This is a genomic window from Streptomyces lacaronensis, assembly GCF_047337785.1.
Taxonomy (GTDB): domain Bacteria; phylum Actinomycetota; class Actinomycetes; order Streptomycetales; family Streptomycetaceae; genus Streptomyces; species Streptomyces lycopersici.
Map to the genome: position 1 here is coordinate 1273530 of NZ_JBLHDK010000003.1, position 10499 is coordinate 1284028.

Annotated in this window: 1 protein-coding gene; it reads right to left on the reverse strand. The window is 72.0% G+C overall.

Translation table 11 applies throughout. The features are described 5' to 3' along the window. Window positions 1-73: 73 nt before the first annotated feature. On the reverse strand, window positions 74-10429 hold the full coding sequence (locus ACMTAK_RS06150; protein WP_461773807.1) for a type I polyketide synthase: 10356 nt from the start codon (window positions 10427-10429) through the stop codon (window positions 74-76). Window positions 10430-10499 lie beyond the last annotated feature (70 nt).

Here is a 10499-nt window from a genome sequence, read left to right on the forward strand (position 1 = left end):
CTCCTCTGAGAACCCCGGGACAGGGGGTTGAAAGCCTTCGGCCGGTAACTTCCAGGGACGGGGTGCGTTCCGCTCACGACGTTCCGAGCTCCTCGTCGAGGAAGTCGAAGATCTCGTCGTCGGTTGCCGACTCGAACTTGTCGGCGGCAGCGACCCCACCGTTCGTCGTCTGGGTCTGCTGGCCTGCGGTCAGCTTCGCCAGCACCTGCTGCAAGCGTGATGTGAGGCGTGTCCTGGCGGCTTCGTCCGCCACCACCTCGGCGAAGGAGTTCTCCAGCTTCTCCAGCTCCGACAGGACCGGCAGCACCACCGACGCGTCCGGCTCTTCCGCGACGAGTTCCTCCGCCAGATACCCGGCCAGCGCCCTGGACGTCGTGTAGTCGAACAGCAGGGTGGCGGGCAGCCGGAGGCCGGTCACCGTGCCCAGCTGGTTGCGCAGTCCGACCGCGGTCAGCGAGTCGAAGCCGAGCTCGAGGAATCCACGGTCCGGGACGATGGCGCGAGTGTTGTCGTGGCCCAGCGCCATGGCCGCGTGCTCGGTCACCAGTTCCAGGAGCGCCTGCTGCCGGGCGGCAGGCTTCATCGAGCCGATACGGCGACGCAGGTCGGCGGGGTCGGCGCCGGAACCGGCCGTGGATGTCCTCGCGGGGCCGCGCCGAGCCGTGGTCCGGATGATGCCCCGCAGCAGGGCCGGGATCGGTCCGTCCTGGGCTCGCCACGCCGAGGCGTTGAGCCGTGCCGGGACCAGGGTCGCCGTGTCGATGCCGCAAGCGGCGTCGAAGAGGGCCAGGGCCTCCTCGGAGCCCATCGGGGTCACGCCTTCCCGGGCGATGCGCCGCGTATCGGCCTCGTCCAGCTTGCCCGTCATGCCGCTGCGCTCCGCCCACAGCCCCCAGGCCTGTGACTGGGCGGGAAGGCCCTCGGCCCGGCGGCGGTGCGCGAACGCGTCCAGGAAGGCGTTGGCGGCGGCGTAGTTGGCCTGGCCCGGGCCGCCGAGCGTCCCGGAGAGCGAGGAGAAGAGCACGAACGCGGACAGGTCGAGGCCGGCGGTCAGCTCGTGCAGGTTGAGCACCGCGTCGACCTTGGGCCGCAGCACGCGGTCGAAGCGCTCGGGAGTGAGTGCCTCGACGACGCCGTCGTCCAGCACACCGGCGGTGTGAACCACGGCGGTGAGCGGGTGCTCGTCCGGCAGGGAGGCCAGGAGTCCGGCGAGGGCGTCGCGGTCGGCGGTGTCGCAGGCGGCGACCGTGGCCTGGGCGCCGAGGTCCACCAGCTCCGTGCGCAGTTCGGCCGCGCCGTCCGCGGCGAGACCGCGGCGGCTGGCCAGCACGAGGTTGCGCACACCGTGCTCGCTGACGAGGTGCCGGGCGACCAGGCCCCCGAGGCCGGAGGCCGCTCCGGTGACCAGGACGGTGCCCTGCGGGTCCCAGGTCATGCCGGGCGTGGCCGTGTCCTGCCCGGGCTCGTCGCCGCGCGCCGGGACCCGGGCCAGCCTGCCGGCCAGGACCGTGCCGTCGCGGACCACGATCTGTGGTTCATCGGCGGTGAGCGCCACTGGGAGGATCCGGCGCGAGCCTTCCTGGCTGTCCAGGTCGGCCAGGACGAACCGGTCGGGGTTCTCGGACTGGGCCGAGCGCACCAGTCCCCAGACGGCCGCGGCGGCGGGGTCGGCCACATCGGTGTCGTCGCCCGCTGCGATGGCTCCCCGAGTGAGGAACGCCAGTCGGGAGGCGCCGAAGCGGTCGTCGGCCAGCCAGCTCTTGAGCAGGTCGAGGGCGCGGTGGCCGGCTTCCCGTACCGCCCCCGCCAGATCCCGTGTCCGGCGGGTGCCGGACACGCTCGAGGCCAGGACGACGTCGGGAGCGGTGGCGCCCGCGTCGATGGCCTGGGCCAGGGCCGCGAGGTCCGGGTAGGTGTCCACGGTGCCATCGGCCGATCCGAGGACACCGCCCACCTCGGCCTGGTCGGGTCCGACGAGCGCCCAGCGCCCGGCCGCCACGCCGTTCGGCTCCGGGGCGCGGGAGGTGTCCACGGGCACCCACTCGACCTGGTACAGCGACTCGTGCGGCTGAGCGGAGTTCACCTGCTCCGGGGCCACGGGTCGCAGCACGAGGGAGTCGACCGTGACGACGAGTGCGCCGGAGGTGTCGGTGGCGTGCAGGGAGACGGTGTCCCCGCCGGCGCTCGCAAGCCGTACGCGCAGCGCGGACGCGCCACCGGTGTGGAGGGTCACCCCGTTCCACGAGAAGGGAAGGGTGCTGCCGTCGGTACCGGTGGGGTTGAACGCGACGGTGTGCAGCGAGGCGTCGAGCAGCGCCGGGTGCAGGCCGTACCGCGCGGCCTCGGCCTCCTGCGTCTCGGGCAGGTCGATCTCGGCGAAGATCTCGTCACCACGGCGCCAGGCGGCTCGCAGCCCCTGGAAGGCCGGACCGTAGGCGAAGCCCACGTCGATGAAGCGGTCGTAGAGACCGTCCACGTCGATCGGCTTCGCGTCCGCGGGCGGCCACACGGCGAAGTCGGCGGCCACGGACTCCGGTGCCGTGGTGGACGGGTCCCTGGTGAGCAGGCCGGTCGTGTGACGTGTCCAGGGGTCGTCCGGCTGGGCGTCCTCGGACCTGGAGTACAGGCTGAGCGCACGGGCCCCGGACTCGTCCGGCTCGCCCACGGTGAGCTGGATCTGGGCCGCGCCCCGTGCGGGCAGGACCAGCGGCGTCTCGATGGTCAGTTCGTCCAGCCGCTCGTAGCCCACCTGCTCCGCCGCGCGCAGGGCCACTTCCACGAAGGCCGTGCCCGGGAAGAGAACGGTCTCCGCGAAGACGTGGTCGGCCAGCCACGGCTGAGTGGCGACGGACAGACGGCCGGTGAACAGATAGGTGTCGGTGTCGGCCAGGGCGACGGCGGCACCGAGGAGCGGATGGTCGGGCGCGTCCAGCCCCGCCGAGGTCACATCCCCCTCGGCGGCCGGCGCCGTCTCGAGCCAGTAGCGCTGCCGTTGGAAGGCGTAGGTGGGCAGCTCCACCCGCTGGGCGCCACGCCCGGCGAACACCGCGTCCCACTTCACCGTGGTGCCGTGGACGTGGAGTTCGGCCAGCGCCATGGTCAGCGACTGGATCTCGGGCCGGTCCTTGCGCAGCACGGGCACGAGGGAGGGGGCGAGCCCACCGTCGGACTCCTCGGCCGTCAGGCAGTCCTGGGCCATCGCGGTGAGCACACCGTCCGGGCCCACCTCCACGAACGACGTCACGCCCAGCTTCTCCAGGGTCCGTACCCCGTCCGCGAACCGCACCGCCTCCCGCACATGGCGCACCCAGTACTCCGGCGAGCACACCTCGTCCGGGTCCGCCGATGTGCCGGTGACGTTGGAGACCAGGGAGAGGGTCGGCGGAGCGAACGACAGACCCTCGACGACCTTACGGAAGTCGCCGAGCACCCCGTCCATGCGCGGGGAGTGGAAGGCATGGCTGACGCGCAGACGACGCGTCTTACGGCCCGCTCGCTCCCACTGTCCGGCGATCTCCAGCACCGCGGCCTCATCGCCCGCGATGACCACGGCGGTCGGGCCGTTGATGGCGGCGATGCTCACCTCGGCCTCACGACCGGCCAACGACGCCGCGATCTCCTCCTCGGGCGCCTGGACGGCCACCATCGCGCCGCCCTCGGGCATGGACTGCATCAGCCGGCCACGGGCGGCCACCAGCGCGCACGCGTCCTCCAGCGAGAACACCCCCGCCGCGTGTGCGGCGGCGATCTCGCCGATGGAGTGGCCGATCAGCACATCCGGGGTGATGCCCCAGTGCTCCAGCAGGCGGAACAGCGCCACCTCGATGGCGAAGAGCGCGGGCTGGGTGAACGCCGTCTGGTTCAGCAGGTCGGCATCCGCGCTGCCTTCGGCCGCGAACATCACCTCGGTGAGCGGACGGTCGAGCAGCACATCGAGATGCGCGCACACCTCGTCCAGCGCCTGGGCGAACACCGCGAAGGCACCGTACAGCTCCCGGCCCATGCCCAGACGCTGCGCACCCTGGCCCGAGAACAGGAACGCCGTCTTGTGCTCGGCCCGCGCCACGCCCCGGATCAGCGTGGCCGCGTTCCCGCCCGCCGCCAGCGCGTCGAGTCCGGACCGGAACTGGGCCGGGTCCTCGGCGACCACAACCGCGCGGTAGGGCAGGGCGGAACGGGTCGTCGCCAGCGAATAGCCGATGTCGGCGAGGTCATTGGCGTGTGCGGTACGCACACCGTCGAACTCGAGCAGTCGCCCGGCCTGAGCGCTCAGCGCGTCAGGGCTGCCGGCGGAGAGCAGCCACGGAACCACCGCGAGGCCGGCCGGGGAACCGGTGGCCTCGCCGCCCGTCTCCGGCGACGGCGACTCGACGGCGTCGGCCGCCTCGATGATCGTGTGCGCGTTGGTGCCGCTGATCCCGAAGGAGGACACGGCCGCCCGGCGCGGGCGGTCCGTCTCCGGCCACGGGGTCGGCTCGTTCAGGAGGGACACCGCGCCGCTGGTCCAGTCGATGTGCGGCGAGGGCTCGTCCGCGTGGAGCGTCTTGGGCAGCACGCCCTCCCGCATGGCCATCACCATCTTGATGACCCCGGCCACACCGGCGGCCGCCTGCGTGTGCCCGATATTCGACTTGATGGACCCGAGCCACAGCGGCTCGTCCTCCGGCCGCCCCTGGCCGTAGGTGGCCATCAGCGCCTGCGCCTCGATCGGGTCACCGAGCGAGGTGCCCGTGCCGTGGGCTTCCACCGCGTCCACATCGGCGGTCGACAGGCCCGCGTTCTCGAGGGCCTTGCCAATCACGCGCTGCTGCGCCGGGCCGTTGGGCGCCGTCAAACCGTTGGACGCACCGTCCTGGTTGATCGCCGAACCCCGGACGACGGCCAGCACCTGGTGGCCCTTGCGCCGTGCGTCCGACAGCCGCTCCACCACCAGCAGGCCCACACCCTCGGACCAGCCCGTGCCATCCGCCTCGGCGGAGAACGCCTTGCACCGCCCATCCGGCGACAGCACGCGCTGGGCGCTGAACTCGACGAACGTGCCAGGCGTGGCCATGATCGTCACACCGCCGGCCAGCGCCATGTCGCACTCGCCCTGGCGCAGCGACTGGCACGCCAGGTGCAGGGCGACCAGCGACGACGAGCACGCGGTGTCCACCGTCATGGCCGGGCCTTCGAAACCGAAGGTGTAGGAGAGGCGGCCGGAGGCAACGCTCGACGCGCTGCCGAGTCCGAGATAGCCCTGCACGCCGTCCGGCACGCTGATGGGCCGGCCGCTGTAGTCCTGGTAGTTCGAGCCGATGAAGACGCCCGCCTGGCTGCCACGCAACGCCGCCGGGTCGATGCCGGCGCGCTCGAACGCCTCCCAGGCCGTCTCCAGCAGCAGCCGCTGCTGGGGGTCCATGGCCAGGGCCTCACGCCGCGAGATGCCGAAGAAGTCCGGGTCGAAGTCGGAGACGTTGTCGAGGAATCCGCCGGTGCGGGCGTAGGTCGTGCCCGGCTTGTCGGGGTCAGGGTCGTACAGCCCGTCAAGGTCCCAGCCACGGTCGTCGGGGAAGCCGGAGATCGTGTCGACTCCGGCGTTCACCACGTCCCACAGCTGCTCGGGGGTCCGCACACCGCCCGGGAACCGGCAGCTCATCGCCACGATCGCGATGGGCTCGTCGAGCGAGTCCGAGCGGGTCGGCGCCGTCTCGGTGGCGCCGCCTTCCTCGGTGCCGAACATCTCGCCGTTCAGGAACCGTGCCAGCACCGTGGGTGTGGGGTAGTCGAAGACCAGGCTGACCGGCAGCCGCAGCCCGGTCGCCGCGCCGATCCGGTTGCGCAGTTCGACGGCGGTCAGCGAGTCGAAGCCGAGGTCGCGGAAGGCCCGGTCCGACGCGACCGCGTCCGCGCTGTCGTGGGCGAGAACGTCGGCGGCCTGGGCACGCACCAGATCCCGCAGCGCCCCTTCGCGCTTCTCCGGGGGCATGGCTTCCAGCCGGTGGTGAAGTTCCGCCCGCCCGGGGGCGGCACTGCCCGCCGTGGGCTGCTTCTCCGTGGTCGCGCTCCGCGCGCTCCGCAACTGGCGGAAGAGGGGAGCGTCGGCGGACTCCGCCTCGAGGCGCGTCCAGTCGATGTCCGCGACCGCGAGGAACGTCTCATCGTGGTCCAGGGCCTGCTGTAGCGCCGAAATCGCCAGCTCGGGGGACATGGCCAGGATCCCCGACCGGCTCATCTGGTCGCCGACCTCATCCGTGACGAGGCCGCCTCCGGCCCAGGCGCCCCAGGCGATGGACGTGGCCGGAAGGCCGTCCGCGCGCCGCTGCAACGCCAGCGCGTCGAGGTAGGCGTTACCCGCCGCGTAACTCCCCTGGCCCGGACCGCCCAATGTGGCCGCCGCCGAGGAGAACAGCACGAACGCCGAGAGATCCATCCCCGCGGTCAGCTCATGCAGATTCCGGGTCGCGTCCACCTTCGGACGCAGCACCCCGGCCGCCCGACGCACCGTCAGGGCGTCCACCACACCGTCGTCCAGCACACCGGCCGTATGCACCACGGCCGTCAGCGGGAACTCCCGCGGGATTCCGTCCAGCACCGCGGCCAGCGCGTCACGGTCGGCCGCATCGCACGCCGCCACGGTCACCCGGGCACCCAGCGCCTCCAGCTCCGCCGTCAACTCGGCGGCGCCCTCGGCCTCCATGCCACTGCGGCTCGTCAGCACCAGATGCTCAGCACCCGCACGCGCCAGCCAGCGGGCCACATGGCCACCCAGCGCACCCGTACCACCGGTCACCAGCACCGAACCACTCGGACGCCAGCCATCCGCGCTCGTGGCCTCAGGCGCGGAGGCCCGCACCAGCCGCTTGGCGAAGACGCCGGACCCGCGCACCGCGACCTGGTCCTCGGTCTGCGCGGCGGTCAGCACTCCGGCCAGACGGGTCATCGCGCGGTCGTCCATGGTCTCGGGCAGGTCCACGACGCCGCCCCAGCGCTGGGGGTACTCCGCCTCCAGGATCCGGCCCAGACCCCACACCATCGCCTGCACCGGGCTCACCAGCCGGTCGGAACGCCCCACCGACACCGCGCCCCGGGTGCCGCACCACAGCGGAGCCACCACATCCGCGTCGCCCAGCGCCTGAACCAGGCCCACCGTCGCCGCCAGCCCGGCCGGGACCACCTCGAAGGACTCATGTGCCGACTCGTCCAGCCCGAGCAGCGAGAACACACCCGCCACGCCCGACGGCTCCATCGCCGCGCCATCGAGGGCCACGCGCAGCCGCTCCGTGATCACCTCACGGCCATCCGCCGCCCCGACGGCTACGCGAACCGCATGCGCACCGCGCCCGGCCAGCCCGTCCAGCACGGCGGCGACCAATACATCGTCACCACGGCCTTCCGGAATGGCCACGAGCCAGGTGCCCGAGAGCGTGGTCTCGGACGCGGATGCCAGGGGCTTCCAGACCGCCTGGTAACACCAGCTGTCCACCGTGTTCTGCTCGCGCCGTTGACGACGCCAGGACGACAGCGCCGGAAGCAACGCCGTCAACGACGACTGCTGCTCCTCGTCCGCCACCTCCAACGTCCGTGTCAGCGCCTCCAGGTCCTCGCGCTCCACCGCCTCCCAGAAGCGCGCGTCCACCGCGTCCACGCTCAAGCCGTTACCGGCCGCCGCCTCGACAACCGGGTTGGCGTCCAGCCAGTAGCGCTGATACTGGAAGGCGTAGGTCGGCAGGTCGACGGAGTGCGCACCGGTCCCGGCGAACACCGTCCGCCAGTCGACGGCTATACCGCCGACGTGCGCCTCGGCCAGAGAGGTCAGGAACCGGCCCAGGCCGCCTTCGCCGCGGCGCAGCGAGCCGATGGCCGCCACGGGAGTGCCGTGGTCCTCGGCCGTCTGCTCGATGCCCATGGTGAGCACCGGATGCGCGCTGGCCTCCACGAACGTCTGGAAGCCCTCGTCGAGAAGCACCCGTACGGTCTCGTCGAAACGCACGGTCCCGCGCAGATTGCGGTACCAGTAGCCCGCGTCCAACCCGGCCGTGTCCAGCACCCCGCCGGTCACCGTCGAGTAGAACGGCACCGACGAGGAGCGCGGGGCGATTCCCGCGAGGGTCTGCTGAAGCTCGCCCTCGATGGCCTCGACATGGGCGCAGTGCGAGGCGTAGTCCACGGGGATCCGGCGGGCCCGGATCTCCTCCGCCTCGCAGGCCGCCAGGAGCTCCTCCAGCGCGTCGACATCACCGGAGACCACGACAGCCGAGGGCCCGTTGACCGCCGCCACCGACAACCGCTCACCCCACGTCGCGAGCCGCTCCCGCAACGCCTCCACGGGCAGCGAGACCGACACCATGCCACCGCGCCCGGACAGCGCCCGGATCGCCTGACTGCGCAGCGCCACCACCTTCGCGGCATCCTCCAGCGACAGCGCACCCGCCACACACGCCGCCGCGATCTCACCCTGCGAGTGGCCGATGACGGCCGACGGCTCCACGCCGTATGAACGCCACAGCTCCGCCAGCGACACCATCACCGCGAACAGGGCGGGCTGTACGACATCCACCCGCTCCAGCGCCACGGGGTCACCGAGCACATCCACCAGTGACCAGTCCACATGCGGCGCCAGGGCCGCCGCGCACTCCTCGATCCGCCGGGCGAACACCGGCGAAGACTCCAGCAGCCCGGCCGCCATGCCCACCCACTGCGACCCCTGACCGGGGAAGACGAAGGCGACCCCGGCACTACGCCTGGCAACACCCTCGACCAGCCCGGAGCCGCCCCGGCCCGCGAGATGATCAGCCAGCGCCCGTACCGCCTCCGCACGGCCCGGAGCCAGCACGACCGCACGGTGTTCGAAGGCGGTCCGCGTGGTGGCGAGGGAGAATCCGATGTCCTCGGCCGCGACCTCCGGGTGCCGCTCCACGTGGTCCAGCAGCCGCGTGGCCTGGGCGCGCAGCGCCGCCTCGGACTTGCTCGACAGCAGCCAGGGGACGAGCGGGAGCGCCACCCGGGGCGCCTCCGTCTCCTCCGCCACGCCCGCGTCAGAAGCGGCGTCGGTAGCGGCCGGTGACGGCGCCTGCTCGATGATGACGTGGGCGTTGGTGCCGCTGATGCCGAACGAGGACACCCCGGCCCGGCGCGGCTCCTCACCCTCAGGCCACGCGGTCGCCTCGGTGAGGAGTTCAATGGTGCCCGTCGCCCAGTCAACGTGCGGGGACGGCTCGTCGATGTGCAAGGTGCGGGGCAGCATGCCGTGCCGCATCGCCAGCACCATCTTCATCACACCCGCCACACCGGCCGCCGCCTGCGTATGACCGATGTTCGACTTCACCGACCCCAGCAGCAGCGGATCATCCGCCGTACGCTCACGGCCGTACGTGGCCAGCAGCGCCTGCGCCTCGATCGGATCACCCAGCGACGTCCCCGTCCCATGCGCTTCCACCGCGTCGACCTGCCCGGCCGTGAGCCCGGCATTGGCCAGCGCCTGGCGGATCACCCGCTGCTGCGACGGCCCGTTGGGGGCGGACAGCGCACTGCTCGCACCATCCTGATTCGTCGCCGTCCCCCGGACGACGGCCAGCACACGATGCCCGTTGCGCTGTGCGTCGGAGAGCCGCTCCAGGAACAGCATGCCGACGCCCTCGGCCGGCCCGAAACCGTCGGCCGCCGCCGCGAAGGGCTTGCACCGTCCATCGGCTGCGAGCCCGCGCTGCCGGCTGAAGCCGATGAACGTGCCGGGCGTGGCCATGACGGTGACACCACCGGCCAGGGCCAGGGAGCACTCCCCCTGACGAAGGGCCTGTACGGCCAGGTGCAGAGCTACCAGCGACGAGGAACACGCGGTGTCCACCGTGACCGCCGGGCCCTCCAATCCCATCGTGTAGGCCACACGCCCGGACAGCACGCTGATCGCACTGCCGGTCACCAGATAGCCCTCGACACCATCGGGAGCCTCATGCACCCGCGGCCCGTAATCGGGAGCCACGGCCCCGACGAAGACACCGGACTGGCTGCCCTTGAGCGAGGCCGGATCGATACCCGCCTGCTCGATGGCCTCCCACGACGTCTCCAGCAGCAGCCGCTGCTGCGGATCCATCGCCAGCGCCTCACGCGGCGAAATACCGAAGAAATCGGCGTCGAAGTCCCCGACGTCGTACAGGAACCCGCCCTCACGCGCGTAGGAAGTGCCTGCCCGGTCGGGATCCGTGTCGTAAAGCGAGTCGAGGTCCCAGCCGCGGTCCTCGGGGAACGGCGTGATGGCGTCCTCGGCGCCGCTCAGCAGCCGCCAGAACTCCTCGGGGGTGCGCACCCCACCGGGGAAGCGGCAGCTCATCCCGACGATCGCGATCGGCTCCCGGGCCGCCGACTCCACATCCTGTAGGCGCTGCCGCGTCTGGTGCAGATCAGCCGTCACCCGCCGGAGGTAGCCGAGCAGCTTTTCTTGTTCCGACATCAGAACCTCTCGGGGTCGCGCTTCGGGAGCGGGGTGGTCGGCGGGCAGGTGGTGTGGCTTCGTGGGTGCG

Excerpts from the sequence above, each read along its gene's own strand:
- ACMTAK_RS06150 (WP_461773807.1), bottom strand. The coding sequence starts at position 10,429 with ATGTCGGAACAAGAAAAGCTGCTCGGCTACCTCCGGCGGGTGACGGCT.